Source organism: Pseudoalteromonas sp. R3, assembly GCF_004014715.1.
In the GTDB taxonomy this organism is placed as follows: domain Bacteria; phylum Pseudomonadota; class Gammaproteobacteria; order Enterobacterales; family Alteromonadaceae; genus Pseudoalteromonas.
The window spans coordinates 2,476,015-2,495,164 of sequence record NZ_CP034835.1 but is presented as its reverse complement, the minus strand read 5'-3'; the positions used below and the strand labels follow the sequence as shown (position 1 = coordinate 2,495,164).

General features: G+C 43.3%; 17 protein-coding genes and 3 pseudogenes. 11 read left to right on the top strand and 9 right to left on the bottom strand.

Annotated features, from left to right (window positions below):
• The first annotated feature begins 161 nt into the window (after nt 1-161).
• Entirely contained in the window at nt 162-1,193 is a 1,032-nt protein-coding gene (locus ELR70_RS15850; RefSeq protein WP_054017457.1) for a hypothetical protein, read from the top strand.
• Nucleotides 1,194-1,307: 114 nt separating this feature from the next.
• On the opposite strand, the pseudogene ELR70_RS15845 reads toward ELR70_RS15850, so the two are convergent.
• Nucleotides 1,308-2,506: pseudogene (locus ELR70_RS15845) on the bottom strand (IS4 family transposase).
• 239 nt (nt 2,507-2,745) lie between these two features.
• Here ELR70_RS15845 and ELR70_RS15840 point away from each other — a divergent pair.
• Both ELR70_RS15840 and ELR70_RS15835 read left to right on the top strand, forming a co-directional pair.
• Complete coding sequence (locus tag ELR70_RS15840; protein WP_128064633.1) at nt 2,746-3,192, top strand: hypothetical protein; 447 nt, start codon at nt 2,746-2,748, stop codon at nt 3,190-3,192.
• A gap of 91 nt (nt 3,193-3,283) precedes the next feature.
• Nucleotides 3,284-3,619, top strand: a complete 336-nt coding sequence (locus tag ELR70_RS15835; RefSeq protein ID WP_054017736.1) for a hypothetical protein — start codon at nt 3,284-3,286, stop codon at nt 3,617-3,619.
• Nucleotides 3,620-3,743: 124 nt separating this feature from the next.
• Here the strand turns inward: ELR70_RS15835 and ELR70_RS15830 are convergent.
• A pseudogene (locus ELR70_RS15830) lies at nt 3,744-4,831 on the bottom strand (IS4 family transposase).
• 571 nt (nt 4,832-5,402) lie between these two features.
• Nucleotides 5,403-5,711 (bottom strand): annotated as a pseudogene (locus ELR70_RS25455) (IS4 family transposase); the annotation flags it as partial.
• 373 nt (nt 5,712-6,084) lie between these two features.
• Here ELR70_RS25455 and ELR70_RS15825 point away from each other — a divergent pair.
• The 3 genes from ELR70_RS15825 to ELR70_RS15815 all read left to right on the top strand — a co-directional run bounded on the left by ELR70_RS15825 (nt 6,085) and on the right by ELR70_RS15815 (nt 7,469).
• On the top strand, nt 6,085-6,504 hold the full coding sequence (locus tag ELR70_RS15825; protein WP_054017565.1) for an SMI1/KNR4 family protein: 420 nt from the start codon (nt 6,085-6,087) through the stop codon (nt 6,502-6,504).
• 93 nt (nt 6,505-6,597) lie between these two features.
• Nucleotides 6,598-6,912, top strand: coding sequence for a hypothetical protein (locus ELR70_RS15820; RefSeq protein ID WP_054017566.1), 315 nt, complete (start codon nt 6,598-6,600; stop codon nt 6,910-6,912).
• A 104-nt stretch (nt 6,913-7,016) separates the two neighbouring features.
• Nucleotides 7,017-7,469, top strand: coding sequence for a hypothetical protein (locus ELR70_RS15815; protein WP_054017567.1), 453 nt, complete (start codon nt 7,017-7,019; stop codon nt 7,467-7,469).
• A 97-nt stretch (nt 7,470-7,566) separates the two neighbouring features.
• Here the strand turns inward: ELR70_RS15815 and ELR70_RS15810 are convergent, their stop codons facing one another.
• Nucleotides 7,567-8,229: a cupin domain-containing protein gene (locus tag ELR70_RS15810; protein ID WP_054017568.1), complete on the bottom strand. Its 663-nt coding sequence runs from the start codon at nt 8,227-8,229 to the stop codon at nt 7,567-7,569.
• Nucleotides 8,230-8,254: 25 nt separating this feature from the next.
• Nucleotides 8,255-9,028: an SDR family oxidoreductase gene (locus ELR70_RS15805; RefSeq protein ID WP_054017569.1), complete on the bottom strand. Its 774-nt coding sequence runs from the start codon at nt 9,026-9,028 to the stop codon at nt 8,255-8,257.
• 106 nt (nt 9,029-9,134) lie between these two features.
• On the opposite strand from ELR70_RS15805, the gene ELR70_RS15800 reads away from it, so the two are divergent.
• The 4 genes from ELR70_RS15800 (at nt 9,135) to ELR70_RS15785 (ending at nt 11,555) form a co-directional block, all read left to right on the top strand.
• Nucleotides 9,135-9,476, top strand: coding sequence for a winged helix-turn-helix transcriptional regulator (locus tag ELR70_RS15800; protein ID WP_054017570.1), 342 nt, complete (start codon nt 9,135-9,137; stop codon nt 9,474-9,476).
• Nucleotides 9,477-9,551: 75 nt separating this feature from the next.
• Nucleotides 9,552-10,061 carry a demethoxyubiquinone hydroxylase family protein gene (locus tag ELR70_RS15795; protein WP_054017571.1) on the top strand — a complete coding sequence of 170 codons (510 nt, stop codon included), beginning with the start codon at nt 9,552-9,554 and terminating at the stop codon, nt 10,059-10,061.
• A 253-nt stretch (nt 10,062-10,314) separates the two neighbouring features.
• Nucleotides 10,315-11,079: a hypothetical protein gene (locus ELR70_RS15790; protein ID WP_128064632.1), complete on the top strand. Its 765-nt coding sequence runs from the start codon at nt 10,315-10,317 to the stop codon at nt 11,077-11,079.
• A gap of 125 nt (nt 11,080-11,204) precedes the next feature.
• Nucleotides 11,205-11,555, top strand: a complete 351-nt coding sequence (locus tag ELR70_RS15785; protein WP_128064631.1) for a hypothetical protein — start codon at nt 11,205-11,207, stop codon at nt 11,553-11,555.
• 534 nt (nt 11,556-12,089) lie between these two features.
• Here ELR70_RS15785 and ELR70_RS15780 read toward each other — a convergent pair.
• The 3 genes from ELR70_RS15780 to ELR70_RS15770 form a co-directional block, all read right to left on the bottom strand.
• Entirely contained in the window at nt 12,090-12,269 is a 180-nt protein-coding gene (locus tag ELR70_RS15780; protein ID WP_054017574.1) for a hypothetical protein, read from the bottom strand.
• Between the two features lie 365 nt (nt 12,270-12,634).
• A complete protein-coding gene (locus tag ELR70_RS15775) occupies nt 12,635-13,624 on the bottom strand; it encodes a GGDEF domain-containing protein (protein WP_054017575.1) in 990 nt (329 codons plus the stop codon).
• 26 nt (nt 13,625-13,650) lie between these two features.
• The gene (locus tag ELR70_RS15770) at nt 13,651-14,736 is read right to left on the bottom strand and encodes a 5-methyltetrahydropteroyltriglutamate--homocysteine methyltransferase (protein WP_054017576.1); all 1,086 of its coding nucleotides are present in this window, start codon (nt 14,734-14,736) and stop codon (nt 13,651-13,653) included.
• 475 nt (nt 14,737-15,211) lie between these two features.
• Between ELR70_RS15770 and ELR70_RS15765 the strand changes: the two genes are divergently transcribed.
• Nucleotides 15,212-17,716: a GH92 family glycosyl hydrolase gene (locus ELR70_RS15765; protein WP_054017577.1), complete on the top strand. Its 2,505-nt coding sequence runs from the start codon at nt 15,212-15,214 to the stop codon at nt 17,714-17,716.
• 278 nt (nt 17,717-17,994) lie between these two features.
• Here ELR70_RS15765 and ELR70_RS15760 read toward each other — a convergent pair whose 3' ends face one another.
• Nucleotides 17,995-19,074, bottom strand: coding sequence for an esterase-like activity of phytase family protein (locus ELR70_RS15760; RefSeq protein WP_054017578.1), 1,080 nt, complete (start codon nt 19,072-19,074; stop codon nt 17,995-17,997).
• Nucleotides 19,075-19,150 lie beyond the last annotated feature (76 nt).

Here is a 19,150-nt window from a genome sequence, read left to right as displayed (position 1 = left end):
TGGGTTAGAGAGGCGATATGGAGGGCGGTTGATGGAGTGCCAGAACCAGATGTTGAAATCGAAGAATCACATAACAATTCAAGTAACGCGGACGCTGCAAGCAGCGCCGGTTCTTGAGGCGTTAGCTCACACGTATGGTTTGGGTGCTTAAGGAAACTTTAATGAAAAGAGTTGTAATCGATACAAACATTTTATACTCGTATGTTGGCATATCAGAGAATGAAAGAGTCTGCAAAACAGCGCTTTCAAACTTTAGGTTGGCAATCACCACTGCGTCGTTGATCGAAGTGATTGTAAAGTATAGAAATGACCTTGATAAGATAAAATTCTGCTTGACTCCTGTTGTTAAAAATGAAATCGAGCTGATAAATATAGGTCACACACCGATTAGCAACGATAAAATTTATGGAATATTTAATGCTGAATCAATAAGCGATATTTCAGAAGTCGTTGAAGAACTCTTCAATCTCAAAGTTTCAACTGAAGCTGAGTTCCTTAGATTTATTATGTTCATCCTTTTTCCTGGGGTTGTTGAATGCTTAAAAAGGGATGGATATGGATTCTCTGATGTTCAGAAGGATAACCAACAAAAAGTTCTGGTTAGGTGCCTTCTTCAAGCTTATGAAGAAAGTATGCTTTCGAAATTTAAAAAGCAGATTATTTTGGGTTATAAAGAGGGGGACGAACAAAGAATCGTATTTGAAGCTTTTCGTGAACAGTTTTTGTCCCTTTTGAATATCTTTCACTTTAACTACCATCAAATTAGTGTTGGCGCGTTGCCTGAAGGCGACCAAAGTTTAGATAGCGAAAAAGAGGCCGCTTTAGTTGAAAGCATTTCAAGTGACAGGTTGGGGAAGAAGTTAGAAAGATATATTGCAAACCCAGTTGAAATGGTTACCAAGAAGAGCAATCACGCACTCTTTGATGAGTATTTAGCAGTAATGAATGATGGTCTTTCTGACTTGAACTCTCTTAATAGAAGTTCTTTGGAATATCTCATTTACACAATTGAATCAGCGTTTAAAAATAAGTCGAAAATAAAAAAGAATGATATCTTTGATCTACTCATATCTTGTTCGCTTGGACTTGAGGAAACTCGAATAGTCACTTTAGATAAAGGTTTTTTGAGAATGCTGAATAAGATTGACACAGATAGTTACAATCTATGCAAATCTTTAGGTTACATGAGCTAACAAAACCATCAACCCGACAGCCAACCGTCGCGATTTTTGGGCTGGCGCGAGCGCCATTTTAGCCCAAAATTCGCGCCAATTGTCTGCGGGTTATGGCAGCGCTGGGGGATCCCCTCATAATTGAGGCCTTCCGAGCAGATGTATCAAGCGCACGTATTCACGTATAGCCCAGCGCAGTTGCTTTCCTGTCATAACATAATCGCTTCGCCGCCTAACCTCTTTACCAAGCCTAACAGTCGACAGCACAGCACGCTCTCTGATTGTATTTGCCTGGAACTTTCGTTGCCAATTTGAGTGCTGAGCATATAGGCCGATCCACCAGAGGATAATTGTCGCCAGTAAAGAGAGCAATAACAGTATATCGAGCCGGTTGGGGCATCGACTTTTACTATGTCTCTGACCCATCCCGTATTGGGGGCTTTTCAGGTCTCGAAAGCTTTCTTCGATTTGCATGCGCTTGGCGTAAAGTGAGACAACACGTTTGGGTTTGAACAAGTCAGCGGGTAGGTTAGTGGCCAATAGCCAGGGTTCCTTACTGCCAGTTCGATAACTTTTTTGGGCGGTATGATGCCTGCCAGCTTTTGAAGAGCGCCTGTCAGTACGACCTTTTTGTTTGGCTTTATATAAATGCAGGTGGCAGTTGATAGGACTTTTTCGGCCAAGTTTTACCTCTCCAATATAACGTCCACGGGGAGTGGCTGATGGATAAAGCGCCTGATTTACATGCCAATTTTCGCTGTTCTTATGCTGATAAGTGACTTTGCCACGCACCCGTCCCAGCCAGAACCAACCTTTTTTATCGACCTGTCGAAACCAGGTATTTCGATAGCCGGCATCGGTCACGATGAGTGGAATACATTTATCAGGCAGGACGCAGGCAAGTTCATCAAGGAACAATTGATGGGACTTAGGTGAGTTGTATTGAGCAAACGTGAAGGTGCGCTCATACACGATCATTGAGCGCCCTTGAATGCTGACGGAAGCACGCAAAGTCATCAGCCGCAGTTGTTCTCGCACATCGGCCCAGTCGACCAGCAAGATAGGCATGGGATTAGCGCCACATATCAGGCGCGCATGGAAGCGGTAAATAGCGAGTCGGTCGTTATGCATAGCGGTGTTGCCAGTCGGTCCATACGTTTAATGTTGTGCTTGGCAGCGACAGGGCCCTTCATATTTCGACCCAGCTCTGTAAGAGATAGTTGGTTGCAATCGAGCAAAGTCTCAGTTGCCAGCATTAATGAATCAAGGCGCCGAGCATGAATTTGGGGGCAGTTTTTTCTGAGCATATCGTGTAGGATGGTGGTATCACGCATGGTGTTGTTATCTGGTTAGTTTTTGGCGAAATAAATTAGTTCAAACAATGTCGTGCGTGTCCATCATATTGATTTAAAATATAATTATCTGGGGATTCCTCAGAATCGGGCGTTAGGGAACTAATGAAAGTACTGCTTATATTTTTTACTTTTCTGCTTTCTTTTGATTGTTTAGCAGACTCTGAAGCAATGCCATATTCCTATATTGAATTAGTAGGCAGAAAAATAAGTTTTTTCACATGGTCCCTGAGAAATTCCATTTTGATGGTCGCGAAAAAATCATAGAGCAAGAAGCGTATGGTATTGCTTATCAAATAGAGCAAGATGGTTCATTCCAACGGCTGTGGTCAGTGCACGGGTGGTATTCCTTTTCAGTTTATTTGACTAGTGATGCTGTTCATATGGTTAGGATGGGTAAATGGCATAGAGGGCATTCACCAAAACCGAGAGATATTGCATTTGAATTTTACGAAAACGGTAAGTTGTTGAAACAATATTTCGTTTTGGACCTTCTCCAAGATCCCGAGAGTGTTAGGCCATCCGTAAGCCATTATCGGTGGCTTGATAGAAGGAATGGAGAGTACCCTAAGCTAGAGTTTCCTTTTTTTGAAATTAAAACAGTAGAAGGCAATATTTTAACCTTTAACGTTCAAAATGGTGAAAAAATTGTTCGTATCGTTCCCTAACAAGCACATTAAAAATCGCTCCACTACGTTACGCTGGACGTCGCTGACACTCCGCCTTTTATGTGGGCGTTAACCTTCTGGGAGAGAAAATGTGAGTTCCAAAGATATAGTTCTTTCAGACTTGAAGTTGGCGATTGAACAGTTATGTCTGCATTTAAAAATAGATAAGAGTTGTATCTGGACTGACCATTTTGAAAGGCAACTCAAACAAATAAATGATTTAATCGAATATGGTTACGTCGAAGAAAACTTGTATGAGCTTTCTAGCTCAGTAAGAGCTGTCTATGGGGGTATGGGAAGCTTCAATGACTACTATTATCCTCATCAATCGAAAGAAAGAAACGAGTTAATTAAAAAGTATGGTTCAAGTAGAGATCTTTCTTCAAAGGTCTATGATCTTGCACTCAAACTAAAACAAAGCGACTAAAAAAGGTTAACAAGGCGCTCAAGCAAGGACAAATTTTCCGTGGCCGATTTTCGTGCTTAATCGCTACGCTAGCACAAAACGTCCACTCCAAATTTGCCGCTTAGCTTGGCGCTGGGGGATCCCCTCATAATTGAGGCCTTCCGAGCAGATGTATCAAGCGCACGTATTCACGTATAGCCCAGCGCAGTTGCTTTCCTGTCATAACATAATCGCTTCGCCGCCTAACCTCTTTACCAAGCCTAACAGTCGACAGCACAGCACGCTCTCTGATTGTATTTGCCTGGAACTTTCGTTGCCAAGTTGAGTGCTGAGCATATAGGCCGATCCACCAGAGGATAATTGTCGCCAGTAAAGAGAGCAATAACAGTATATCGAGCCGGTTGGGGCATCGACTTTTACTATGTCTCAGACCCATCCCGTATTGGGGGCTTTTCAGGTCTCGAAAGCTTTCTTCGATTTGCATGCGCTTGGCGTAAAGTGAGACAACACGTTTGGGTTTGAACAAGTCAGCGGGTAGGTTAGTGGCCAATAGCCAGGGTTCCTTACTGCCAGTTCGATAACTTTTTTGGGCGGTATGATGCCTGCCAGCTTTTGAAGAGCGCCTGTCAGTACGACCTTTTTGTTTGGCTTTATATAAATGAAGATGGCAGTTGATAGGACTTTTCGGCCAAGTTTTACCTCTCCAATATAACGTCCACAGGGAGTGGCTGATGGATAAAGCGCCTGATTTACATGCCAATTTTCGCTGTTCTTATGCTGATAAGTGACTTTGCCACGCACCCGTCCCAGCCAGAACCAACCTTTTTTATCGACCTGTCGAAACCAGGTATTTCGATAGCCGGCATCGGTCACGATGAGTGGAATACATTTATCAGGCAGGACGCAGGCAAGTTCATCAAGGAACAATTGATGGGACTTAGGTGAGTTGTATTGAGCAAACGTGAAGGTGCGCTCATACACGATCATTGAGCGCCCTTGAATGCTGACGGAAGCACGCAAAGTCATCAGCCGCAGTTGTTCTCGCACATCGGCCCAGTCGACCAGCAAGATAGGCATGGGATTAGCGCCACATATCAGGCGCGCATGGAAGCGGTAAATAGCGAGTCGGTCGTTATGCATAGCGGTGTTGCCAGCATTAATGAATCAAGGCGCCGAGCATGAATTTGGGGCAGTTTTTCTGAGCATATCGTGTAGGATGGTGGTATCACGCATGGTGTTGTTATCTGGTTAGTTTTTGGCGAAATAAATTAGATCAAACAATGCCGTGCGTGTCCATCATATTGATTTAAAATATAATTATCTGGGGATTCCTCAGAGCGAAGCGTTATGTTTATCGGGAGCTTTTAGTTGTTCAATTTTAATGAAGCGCTCTTAAAGTCGTTTAAAGTTATTTCGGTCTCTTCTGTCACCTTAATTCTTTCAAATATTCTGTACTTTATTTGGCTTCATTGGGGAGAAAAGCATTGGGTTATCGACAGCCAAGATTTCATTCAAACTTTTATGTTCTCCTCATTACCAACTATTGTTAAATACTTAGCATTAGTATCTGTTATATGTGGTGTGATATTAAGTTTGAGTGGTCAGCGTTCCAAAGAGCAACATTTATTGTTGTTTGGTGCGATAATTTCATATTTATTAGCGCTGTTAATTGAACCTAGATTAATAGCGTAGAATAAACATAACAAAGCAATCAAGTGCGGACTAAATAAGCTTGGCTTAGTTCGTGCCTCACTAATTTTAGCCAAGCCTTTTTTGCCGCTTATTGCGGCGCTGGAGGATCCCCTCATAATTGAGGCCTCCCGAGCAGATGTATCAAGCGCACGTATTCGCGTATAGCCCAGCGTAGTTGCTTCCTCGTCATAACTTAATCGCTTCGTCGTTTAACCTCTTTGCCAAGCCTAACAGTCGACAGCACAGCACGGTCTTTTATTGTATTTGCCTGAAACTTTCGTTGCCAATTTGAGTGTTGGGCATACAGGCCGATCCACCAGAGAATAATGGTCGCCCGCAAAGCGAGTAATAACAGAATATCGAGCCGGTTGGGGCATCGACTTTTACTATGCCGCAGACCCATCCCGTATTGGGGCTTTTCAGGTCTCGAAAGCTTTCTTCGATTTGCATAGCAGTGTTGCCAAGCAGTCGGTCCATACGTTTAATGTTGTGTTTGCAGCGACAGGGCCCTTCATATTTCGACCCTGCTTGCCAATGGAAAGTCAGTAAGAGAAAGTAGGTTGCTATCGAGCAAAGTCTCAGTTGCCAGCATTAGTGGATCAAGGCGCCGAGCATGAATTTGGGGCAGTTTTTTCTGAGCATATCGTGTAGGATAGTGATATCACGCATGGCGTTGTTATCTATTTGGTTTTTGGCGAAATAAATTAGATAAAACAATGCTGTGCGTGTCCATCACATTGATTTTAAATATGATTATCTGGGGATTCCTCAGATTGCGGCGTTACGTGTAAACCATGAATCGTAGAGATATTGAAATTAATCTTAAGAAGCTAGAGTCTTCCTTTGCATTAAATGACGGGCTTTCTGTTGAAGAGCTACATGAAACTGAACGCAACTTGGGTGTAGTGTTTCCACCTCAGGTCGCTAATTTTTATCAGTGTATTAATGGTTTTTCTGTTAAATCTCCTGCGCTGGTAATGCATAGTGCAGGCAATATGGTCAAGCATGGTTCTCTTATAGAGTTTGCTGTATTTAATGGTTCAGTACCTGTGGCGTTCGATGTTTCCCGTGTCAATAGTTCCGGCCAGTGGGATGTGGTTAACCTAAATACCAAATACGTAATCACACTTACTATGGCTAGTTTTTTAACAAGTAGAATATGGGCGTGGCTCAGTCGTGGTCGTGAAGTTTGGGCCGAGGAAGTGTACACGTAACAAGAGTAGGCAGGTCGACCCATTTTTCGTTCCGGGCTCGCCTACACTACAAATGGTCGCCTGCTACAGGAGTTAGGTACAACGGAGAATTTGGTGTTTAAAGAAAAATTAGCTGATCTATTTGAAGAAGTTAAAACATCACTAATTGATGAAGGCGAAAAGAGCTTTGCCAAGCAATTAGATACTTGTGAAATCCAATCTTGTAGTTCATTTGCCTCGGATAACTCTGCATTTACTATTGAATTTGTGGGTTATAATTCCAACGAAATCCAAGATACATTTCCTACAGGCAATGCTGAATATACAATTATGGTAACTTACTCAACTAAAAATAAAGTTATTGGTTTAGAAGTTATTGGTTGTGAAAATACAAAGTTACAACAGCAATTATTGGTAAGTTGTACCTAGAAGAGAAAATTAAAAGTGCGGACAAAAATCAGTTGGCTTTGTTCGTACCTCACAAGTTATAGCCAACTATTTTTAGCCGCTTATTTGCGGCGTTAGGTAGCTAGATGGAATTTGAGAGTTGGCCAACACCTTTAGAAGATGGCAGTTTGTGGTTAGTCGATTTGTCTTGGGGTACCAAAGAGTGGACTCTCGAAAAATCGAATGGTGTTAAGTACCTGATTAAAGGCGACGCAAAACACGAAAGCCATGAGCTTGTTGCTCGTGTATTTCACGAAGAATCACAAGCTATATACGAGCTATTATTTGAATCTGTAAATGGCTTTCGTTGTCTAGACGAACACGGCCTGACAGAAGTTTGGAGCAATAATCGACCAACATTAAATACTTTTAAAATAAAAGGTCATGGTTGGCACAAAGAAAGTCCGCTTACCTTTTTCATGGGAAATGATGGTGAGTGGTCTCACTTAATAGTTACTACTGACGAATGTTTAGAGGTTATTTGTAGCGCAAGCCCAATCGTAAAAGAAATTGGTAAAGCTGAGGCAGTCGCAACCTGACAAACGTTTTAACCAAGGGACGCAAAACGCTTGGCTTGCGCTCATTCTTAGCAAATTTTAGCCAAGCATTCATGCGCCCCATATTGCGGCGTCACATTTACAAATGACCCACTTTCACATAAATCAATGCACCATCCTCTTTCGTAAAAGGCGTATGCCGGCTCATGTGGGGGCTGCGAAGCCAGGTGCCTCTGGGATATTGGCCATGTTCATCATAAAACGTGCCTTCCAAAACAAAGATTTCTTCTCCTCCCCAATGGGTATGCAATTGAAATTGAGTGTGAGGTGACCACTTTACTAAGGCGACCTTCTCACCTTTAAACTCATGCAACGGCATTACCGTCAGCCCATCAACAAGCCCTTGGTGCCAAGGGTGGGTTTGAGTGTCTATCACTTTTTGTTCTGTGTCGTCCTTAGCAAATTGATGTAGCTTTACCAATATAGTTGCACCTTCTTTACCTATTTTTGGTGTGTGAGATGTACCAATTGGGTTGCGCACATAGCACCCCTTTGCGTAGTTTTGATGCTCGTCCGAAAACACACCATCAAGTACTAAGAATTCTTCTCCACCACTATGAGTATGTGACGAGAACGCTGAGTATGGCGCGTAACGAACGATAGAGGTCGCTCGTGCGACTTCATCTCCAACGCGATCAAGCATCATGCGCTCAACGCCAGGCATCGGAGAATCAACCCACTTATAGTCGGCGGGTCGAATTACCACACGTTGCTTGAAATCTGCATTGATTAAAGTAGTCATACTGACCTCCAATAAAGATTGTTACTTAATTTCTGCCAGCAATAACACCGCCGTCAACGTCCCAAATCGCGCCTGTTACCCAGCTTGCACTTTCGTTCAAGAGGAACATGATAGCGTTGGCAACGTCATCTGGTGTGCCAATACGACCAATAGGGTGGAAACTGTCAAAACCTGCCAGGGCATCGTTCACTTCTGCCGGATCGATAAAAGTTTCGTAAATTGGCGTTTTTACTACCGCAGGTGACACAGCATTGACCCTAATGCTATGGTCGGCCAGTTCCATTGCCATATGCTGCGTTAGCGCGTGCAATCCTGCTTTGGCCATGGAATAAGCAGAAGAAGGGGTTGCTTTGATAGCCTGCTTAGCCCACATTGAACCAATATGAACAATGGAGCCACCGCCATTGTTACGCATATTTTGGGATACGGCTTGGCTTATAAAGAAGGTCGCCCGATTCAGTGCAGCATAAGCATCATAATCCTCAAATCCGTGCTCTAAATAAGGCTTCGGATTGAAGTAACCTGCTGAATTAACAAGGTACTGGATATGTCTTTCGTCCGAGTTTATCGCTTGAATGACTCTGTCAACATCTTGTTGCTCATAGAGATTGGCTTGTAATGCCTCAATATGAGTGTCATTACTCGCTATTGCGGTTAACTCAGACCTGGCCGACTCCAGCTTTTCAGCGTTGTTGCCTAAGATAATAACACTGCTCCCTTGCGCGACGAGTTGCTTTGCTGTTGCCAGGCCCATTCCGCTAGAACCACCAATGATTAATGCAATATTTGAAGTTGTCATAGATTTTCTCCGATATATGTTAAGGTACGGAGATAATTTATCGAATCACTATAGCGTTAAAAAGTAAGTACAAATTGGTAAGGTAGGTACTTTTTGGTACATCTTTATGAAAGATAGAGAAAAAAAATATTTGAGAAAAACCGCACCGACTGAAAGTGCAAAGATAGTAGAGACTATTTATGGCTGCAAATGGTCTCTTACGGTTTACCAGCTTTTGGCTGATGGAATCAATCGGCCTGGCGAAATGGTGCGCAGCATTGAAGGTTTAACCACGAAAGTGCTGAACCAGTGCCTGCGTAAAAATACGGAGTTTGGGATCCTGGAGCGAATTTCTTACAATGAGGTGCCACCGAGGGTGGAGTACAAAGTCACTGATTTCGGGGCCAAGTTTATGAAAGTCCTTGATGAGCTTGAAAAACTACAACATGAAATTGAAAATCAGCTATAACAAGCACATCAATTAGGACGCTCTCGAGCTTGCGCCTAATACGCGGGTGTAATATGTCGTTACCAGTACAATAATATGATCGAAGTTGAGCGAATTCTTAGAGTGGACCATGCAGGTGAATTTGGGGCAATTAATATATATCGATCCCAGCTGTTTGTTGCTCGCTATTTATACAAGGATATTGTTCCTAAACTTGAAGAAATGCTGGGCCATGAAAAGAAGCATTTTAATACCTTTGATCGCATCCTTAAAAGCCGAAATATAAGGCACTGTTACGCCTTGTATTTCTGGGCGTTTGGCGGCATAACTCTGGGAATTTTAACGGCTTTGGCAGGTAGAAAAGCGATTTGGGTGTGCACTGATTCAATTGAATCGACAGTAATGCATCATTTAGATTGGCAATTGGACTTTTTATCTCAGCATGACACAGAGGCTTATGATGCGGTCATGAGCATTAAAGCTGATGAAGAAGAGCATCAAGACTTTGGTCAAACTCATGGTTCTAAGTCATTTGTTTATAAACCTATATTCTGGGTGGTTCGACAATCTACCGAGTTTGCAATTTGGATGAGTACTAAGCTATAAACATGCAAAGAAGCAATGAAAGCTCACAGATAATAAATACTGGCTTGACGCCCAATACTCCGGCTGCTTTGTGTTGGGTATTGGGGAAACAATGAACTAGAGTATCATTACACTGGTGTATGTGTTTATAAACAACCACTCAAACAGGGCAAATAAAGTTTGATTTTTGCTCATTCTCCACTTGTTTTAGCCAAACTATTATTTGCCTCTAAACGGGAGGGGCAGGCAATGGTGTTAGGACTTTAGAGGGCTCATGAAATATTTACTGACTTTACTGTTATTACCAACTGTTGCTTTAGCAGAGGACTGCTCTGGAATTAATAGTTGTAATTACACTTCTATGTGGTCACCGTTTTCAAAGTTTGAAGTGACTTATTCAAGAACGAAAGAAGAAACGGGGACTACCTTCGAATACTTTATTGACAACAATCAATCTTTAATGACCTTTGAGACAAAAAATGGACGAGCCCATATCTACACAATTCCCAAAGTAGCAACTCTTTGGAAGGGGATGGGTGAAACAGGTATAAAGAACACAAAGGAATGCCAAGCTGTAGTTAAAGATACGGATGCAATTATTCAAAGTTATGCCGTTAGGCCTTTGTTTTTTCTCGGCTTTGGGACTAAGCTTGGTCCTAAACAGCTTGGGAAAGAAAAAATAATTGAAATCTCAAGCAATGAGGACACAAGAGTTCAAATTAATCCAGGCGATCATATGATCATCGGAGGACCATGGAAACTGGAAGGGATGGTATTAAATGAAGAGGTTATTAAATACAATATTTTCCATGAATACAAAGGGAAAAATGACAAGAAATCAAGTTTATATATAAAAGGTAAATGGGATAACAAACCACACCCTATACCTGTAGATGCAGAAGAATCACTAGATGGATGGCTTGTATGTATTTGGGGGAGCTACACTGACAAAGATGGTAAAAGTATTTTTACTCCTAAATTCAGTGATACTGAAAACTTAACGACTATCTCGGATATACAAGCCCTGGCAAAGCCTTAAAGTCAGACTCGTAACAGTCGACTCGGCTTCGCCGGAGTGTCCATATTGCCTTGTAAAATATTCACACTTCTCATTAGCTGGTAAATGGTATTCTGTCTATGTGTTCAAGTAAGTGCAGGGGAAGAATGGAGCCTGAAAATGAAGAGCATAAAATCGCACTTGTGATCAGCAAGGCTACAGTTTTATGTGTTTTATATTATGCGGTGTATTTCTTTTCAGAGAAAGTTACCGTCTACCTTCACGATAGTTTTAATCATTCTACTTTTTTTATAGTGTGTTTTATTAAGCTAACTTTTTTATACAAGATTATTGCAGCACCTTTATTTTTTAGGAGGAAGAATAAAATCTATTCGCTTGCGTTGTATTTCTACGGAGGGATAGGTTGTGCATTGCTTTATGGTTATTACTTAAGAGAAAACTTGGATGTTTCAACTGAAATGGGAGCGTTTTTTACCATTCAACGTATTTGGCTTTGACATTTCTCATTGAAATAAAAGAAGAAAAATTAACATGAAGAGTTAGTTTGGACTAGCAGGAAATAAGCCTTTTTTGGCTGTGGTACTGTATCTATGTACACGCGGTTTAGCGCGTTGCGCTATTGTGTCACTCAGAGCATGATTCGTCGGGGTAATTGTTGAGAACTAACTTGAAAAACACCGCATCGTCGGAGAGGCTATTCAGGACTGTAAAAACAGAGGTCGTTCCTGCTTTGCTATGATTTCCTCAAGGAAGCAGAAAGAGATACCAGAGTTGCTATTAAATGGGCTACAGCAACTGGCAAAGACCACACAGCAACATTGAAATGATTTGGCCAGTAGTTGCGGAAAAAGGACCTTGTTTACTGCCCGAGCAGAGTGACCATTACATAAACGTTTTTCTATTAATATTTGGACTATAAATAATTAGCTGTGCACATTCAAAACTGCACCTTTGAATAGCAATGAAAGCTTACTCCCAAAGGCGCAGGTGATTAGGCTAAAAGCCTAAGCGTTATTGATAATCTGTGATGATTATCTAGGAACACAACCGTGCCAGGTGCCATCTGTCCAGCAGATAGCAGGATTTGTTGGCATGCATTTTGGGTAAATAGTGACTTCTGCACCACCTGCAACTTGCGGCGTCGCCTGGTTTGCAAGTTGATTGCTTTTGTTCAGTGTTTTTAGATTTTTCTTTTTCAGTTGTACTTTCATTTTATATTTCCTTATTCCGGATACATTATTGGTAATCTGTAAATAGAGCTCTGATCACAGCTCACGCGTTAACATGTGCTTAATAAAAATCAGTGCTTGGCTTTACCCTACCTAATTTGTGCAATAATTTAAAGCGGTTTTTTTGAGCAATCGAGATCACTAGATGTAAGTGCTGATAATATGGAAAACCACAATGATCATAACCCAACTATTGATTTAGACTGGGTGTGAGTGTTTTTGTGCTTGCCTATGTATCCATGGGGATTTTAATGGTAAATGAGCGACTGTATTGACACCTCTGGTTTGTAAAAAACGGCGTTGTTGTGTTTCAGTTCAAGGGTTGTAACTGGTTATTTTTCAAAGTGTTAACATATCAACCGCACACAATTTCGGCCTGCCTTTTTGGCCTGATAGAGTGCCATATCAATGCGTTTTAGCATCTCTGGCAGATCCTGAACACTGCGCAAGCTACCTACGCCAAAACTTGCAGTGATTGTGTGATCACATGATAACTGAATGTGCTCGATAGCCTGACGAATACGCTCGGCAACTACCTCAGCGTCATTTGGGGCTGTATTGGGGCACAGAATAAGAAATTCCTCACCGCCCCAGCGAGACGCGATATCGCTTAATCGCAGGCTGTTTTGAATTGCCTCAGATACACGGACCAGTACTTCGTCACCAATATGATGCCCAAACCGATCATTGACTTGTTTAAAGTTGTCTAAATCCAGCAAGATACTGCTAAGAGGGAGGCCGTTATCCATACAGATGATGGATTCTTCAGTCAGTGCCTGATTCATTTTTCTTCTGTTATACAGGCAGGTAAGATCATCTTTATTTGACAGTATTTCTAACTGTGCAGCTCTTTCTTTGTCCCGTGTTATGTCCTGGACCAGACCAATTGAATTCAGTGGCTGACCTATGCCATTCAGGTGGGTTTCGCAGTGGTGCCGTACGTAAATAAGTGAACCGTCCGAGCGGCTGACGGTGTGTTCAAAATTTATTGTGCCGCCGCCCACAAATACATCTCGTAGTGATTGTTTGAGCTTCAGTTCACCACTTGGATCTAGTGCAGTAATAAACTCGCTCCATTGCATGCTGCTTTTTCCATCTGGTATGTCTAACATAGCGGTGAGTTTTTCGCTCAGCTGGACGTTATAGGTTAAGTGGTTCAGACGCCAGGTTCCCACATTCGCGAGCTTTTGAATATCTGCAAGCGCTTTTCTGTCATATTCGCTGTCGCGCAGAATTTGTTGCAGCCGATTGTTTTCTAACTCCAACGCCAGTATCTCATCTTCGAGCCTGGTGATGAGCTCTTCATCATCTGATGTGGGTGGCGGTACTGAACTCATATCCGAACCATTTATTGGGCTGATTTCTAACTTTTTGTATTGAGATGCTCTTCGGCCTGCTTTGTCCCTACAAGCCGGGACCTTATTTTATTGTAGACTAACTCTCTGGTGGTGGAGCTGTCATCGGCAAATGGCGAAAAGCCACAATCGTCGCAGGTACCAAGCTGCGAAACGGGAATAAACTCAGTGGCCAGTAACACCAAGTCCCTGACCGATTCGGGGCTTTCTAACTCAGTACTATTTGGGTTGATCACGCCAATAAAAACGCGCTGGAAGGGCTTAAGGATACGACTAATGAGCTTAAGCGTTTTCTTGGGGTTTGCTTCACCCCTGAGTGCGACGTAAAAGTTACCAGCATTAATTTCAAACAGAGTAGGTAACAGATACTTATAGTCGATGTCGGCACTGTGTGTTGAGTCAATGTCGGCACCAGGGCAGGTATGAATACCGATACGCTGCCTTTCTTCGTCACTAAAGTGAGACAGGCATTTGTTAATAAGCTCGACAAAAGACTTGAGCGTCTGGCCAGACGGATCCAGCTTTAAGGAAAGCCTCGCTTCGGTGAAGTCGAGCTGCACTTTATGGGCACCCAGATCAAGGCAGCGCCTGACTTCGCCGACGTGCTCGTTGACAAGATCGGCCACAAAGCGTTCATGATCGTAGTCTTCAATCCCCTGAGGTGGATACACCAGGCTCAGCATAGAGGGGGAGATAACTGCCTGTTTGACCGGTACATTGGCATGCTTGAGCGCAAAAGCGAGAAATTCATCAGCGGTGTGTTCATAGCGAAATGGTGCTACCTTAAGGTGCGGTGCAAAAACTCGGGTGTGGCCGTCATTAAAATCAACCAATAGGCCCTGATCAGAATAGCTGGGAGAGTTGTGCAGACAATAATGAGCAAAGCCGTCAAACTTTCGTTGCTCACCATCACTTACTACCTCACAACCCAGGCTTTCTAATTCACAGATCACCTGGCACGTTTCACGTTCTGCAATGTCGTTAAGGTGTGCATAGCTAATTTTTCCCTGTTTGTAGTCTTTATAAGCGTCTATCAAACACCGGTTTCTGGGAATAGAACCAATTTGTTCACTGGGAATGTGTACCCCTGACATAGCAAATTACCTTATTGTGTTGTCTGTTTTAAGCAATACAAACTGAATGAACGCGTGTCATTAAGGCTCGTTCTTGTAGCGTGTTTAAAAAAAGCACTTTGCTGAGTATAGGTCGATATGAATCTAACAGCTGTGTATTTGCAAAGAAAGTTAGTTAATAAATAGTCGATGTGTATTTTAAATGATGGCCCCAGAGTAAGCTGGTAGTGATAGACTTTTGCTGACCCAAACCAGAAAAACGCTTTCAATATGTAATGCACAGGCTTATCAAATGATATGCATTGAGCGTAAGACACACAGTCTGAATGTATTTTTCAATTCTTATTGGGCTGTTTTCAAAGTGCAGGTTATCGCTTATAACCTTCAAACCAGCGCATTAAATTTGTACAAATACCTAAAATAGTGGCACTGTGCCCGCCAATTAATCAATATCAAAAACAAAAATTGGAACGATCCATTTTGGTGGGAATCAGTCATGAATCAAAACAAACCGGCCAGACATCTGGCCCTGGCAGCACTCGCGTCTGCTATCCTGGTGGCGTGTGGTCAAGCACCCAGTACAACAGACAAGAGTGCAAAACAGAGCATAAACATGCAATCAAATTACGTGTCCGATGTGGTGTCGTATGTCGATCCTTTGATAGGAACTAAGGGCCCATTCAATCACAGACAGGCTGGCAATGTTTCTCCAGGCGCTTTGGTCCCATTCGGTATGTTTAACTTTGGTCCTGAGCATGCCTACACCGAAGACTTGCTGGCGGAGTCGGAAGGGATCGCAAAGAAGATTCTGGAAGAAAAGAAGCGTGTACCCGTTTCTCCCGGTGGCTATAACTATCAGGCAAGTCGTGTAAAAGGGTTCTCCTTTACCCGTTTATCTGGTACCGGGTGTCTGGGTGCATCCGGCGATATTCCCGTCATGCCTTTCACCAAAGAGATGACTTTTTCTCCCGCGACTGACCCGATTAACGCATACTATAGTGCCGGCTTTAGTCATGACAATGAAACAGCGACGCCTGGTTACTATCAGGTTGGGCTTGATAATGGGGTGAACGTCGAGCTTTCCGCGACAACCCGCACTGGTATCGCGAATTTTACGTTTGAACAGGCCGACAACGCTAAATTGCTATTCAGAACAGCTTACTCTCAGCTTGGTAGTGGCGACGCTTATGTAAAGGTCAACGCCAGTAAGGGCGAAATTACCGGGTACGTAACTTCCGGAAACTTCTGTGGTTATCTGGGGGAGTATAATCGCAGAGATTATTACACCCTGCATTTTGTTGCCAAGCTGGATAAGCCTATCTCTGGCTCAGGCGCGTGGAAAGACGAGGAGGTTTTTGCTGGGCAGAATTCCTCACAAGGGGGAATGGGGTATGGTGACAATGGCTGGCCAGATATAGGTAAAGGGTCGGGTGTCTGGGTCGATCTCGATATGAACTCGGGAGAAACGGTACAGATGCGTGTCGGCATTTCATACGTGAGCCTGGATAATGCACGAGAAAATCTGCAAAAAGAGCAGTCAGAACAAAGTTTTGCTCAAGTGCGTCAAAATGCGCAAAACGCTTGGGAAGAAGAGCTTTCCAAAGTGAGTGTTGAGTCTGATGATGCCAGTAAGCTGAGCGTCTTCTACACGGCCTTATACCACAGCTTATATCATCCCAATGTTTTTTCAGACGCAAACGGCCAGTACATGGGATTTGATCAGCAGGTTCATTCGGTCCAAGGGAGCCAAACTCAGCAATACGCCAATTTTTCCGGGTGGGACGTCTATCGCTCTCAATTACAGCTGGTGACTTTGTTAGACAAAAAGCGTGGCAGTGATATTGCTCAGTCGTTATTTAATCAGGCAAATCAGTTTAACGGTATATGGGATCGCTGGACCCACAATGCCGGACCAACGGGCGTGATGAGTGGCGATCCATCGACTATTGCGATTGCCAATTTTGTGGCATTTGGAGCGAATGACTTTGATGTCGCCGGAGCATATGACTCTTTATACAAAGCCGCGACCGAGCCGACAGAGTTTGACTTATCTGATGTTGGTTGCCCGGTATTTTGTCGTGGTCAAAAACCCTCTTTAGATCAGTGGCAACAATTAGGCTTTATATCAGATCAATCAAACAGCTGGGAAGGTGCTTCGGAAACGCTTGAACAAGCATCCAGCTACTTTTCTTTGTCTCAACTGGCAGCGCGTCTGGGTAAGCACAAGGATGCATCTCGTTTTGTAAACGAAGCCGGCTTTTGGCGCAATATTTACAACCCGGCCGCAACAGAATCATTGGGCTATATTCAGGGGCGCAATAAAGACGGCAGCTGGAAGGGTGACTTTGATCCTTTCTCGGGTCACTTGTTTGTCGAGGGCAGTCCGGCTCAATACCTGTGGATGATCCCGCACGATGGTGCCGGGCTTGCGAAAGTGTTGGGTGGTGAACAGGCGATGAGCCAGCGGCTTGATAGTCATTTCCGCAAGCCTGACGGTACCTGGGTGCTGTATCGAGATTCTGCTGAGTTTTCCGATGTTTCAAACCAGCCATCTATATTGTCTCCCTGGATGTATCTGCATACTGGTGAGGCATACAAAACACAGCAGACGGTACGTCAAACAATGCAGGATCTCTGGCTGGATACACCTGATGGCATTCCCGGACAGGACGATCTTGGCCAGATGTCATCCTGGTACGTATTCAGCAGCCTTGGGTTATACCCTAAGTATCCGGGCCGTGCAGACTTGGTATTGTCCAGCCCTCAGTTTAAAAAGGCCAGAATAGGCAATTTAACACTGAACGCGCCGCAGGCTTCGGGTGAGCATATTTACATTGAGGCTTTGAAAATAAACGGAAAAGCGACGTTGAATAGCTGGATTGATGAGTCTTATATCAACACGCCTGTGACACTGGACTTTACTTTGAGTGATACGCCAAACGAAGCATTTGGCCAGGCACCAGAAAACAGGCCACCAAGTTATGGGCCATCTATTCGATAAGGAATTCATAAATTGAATGGCAGGGAAGAGCGACACAAGGCTAATACTTTTCAGAATGTTTAATATAGCTTCAAAAAAGCCCCACAGTTAGCTGTGGGGCTTTTTTCTTAAAACCTATATCTTATAACAGTGTTGTTATTCAGAGTGTTAGTTGATTAATTGTTCGGATGAAAAAGCCGCTTCAGGTACATCGACGTTAAAAGACTTCAAGATTGGCCCAGAACCATGCCAGTAAATTAGAACAAAGCTCAAAAAATAATGGTGCTCACCTAATGGACTTAACGTCGGGGTTGGGCAGTATCAACCTCAAATAACAAAATCTGACTTAGCTGTTTACCATGCACGTTAAAATTATCATCGGATACCATCACTAAGCTTCGCTTGCCATTGTTTAGTACAGGGCCAAAGGTCATTCCTTCAAGGTTATCAATGTGTTTGGAGTTTAGCTGATGTTTGATGGTGGCCATATCCAGCAATAAAGTCTTGCTGGCAGGGCGCAAAGCCTGGTTTTTTAATGTTGTCATCCGGCTGGTGTCAGTTGTACCTGTTGTATCTATAAGGTAAATGCTGACATCATTGCCGCCGTCCGCTATGCCTGACGTGTATGAACGTTCCATAGTTAAAAACTGGTGCTCATTAACCTGTAATATCTCAACCAAACCCGTGGTGCGAAATGCATCGGGTTTTGCCTCTGGGCGATTGACCATAGGCTCAAGATAATAAGCAAACTGCTTTTGCATTTTTTTCGAGGCAAAATCAAAATAGGAGATACGGACCATACTGCCGTGCTCGATGGTAGACTCTTCACCGTCTTGTTTCAATGCGCCTTCTGCAGACACCCAAATGCCTTGGCCCGAATGCGCAACAGTTAAGCCTTCAAACACCGCGTTGTGCCTTGGCCCTGAACTTTTGGCTATGTCGAACATATTGGGCAATTCGAAACTCACGCGGCCTTGCGTTGTTTGCATAAAAATCGCGGGTGCATGTTTGTATTTTATACTTCCCTCGCTGGTCCAGATAATATCGCCGCTGCCCGGGGCTACGCGCAGGCTTTCAGGATCAACAACGTCTGAGTGCGTTTTGTTATCCAGCAGAGGTAAAGACTTTTCGAATTGAACCTGCTTAATCTTCTTGCCGCTTATACTGATACTTGCCTGAAAATAGCGTGGGTTTTTAGAGTCATCTGCTATCAGCAAATATTTGCCGTTGGTGTATTCAATGCTGGATAAGCCACCGACCTTGTCGCCATTGAGCTGTAAGTCAGCAGGAACAATAAATTCGTCCAGGTAATTAAGCTGTATATCAGCTGAGTGAGCAAAAGCAGGGGCCAGCATGGCCAGAAATACATAACTGCGCATAACATCATTACTACAAAAAAACAGAACCAAACAATATACGCGGCTAATATGAACTTTGCATCACAAAAGTGGAAAA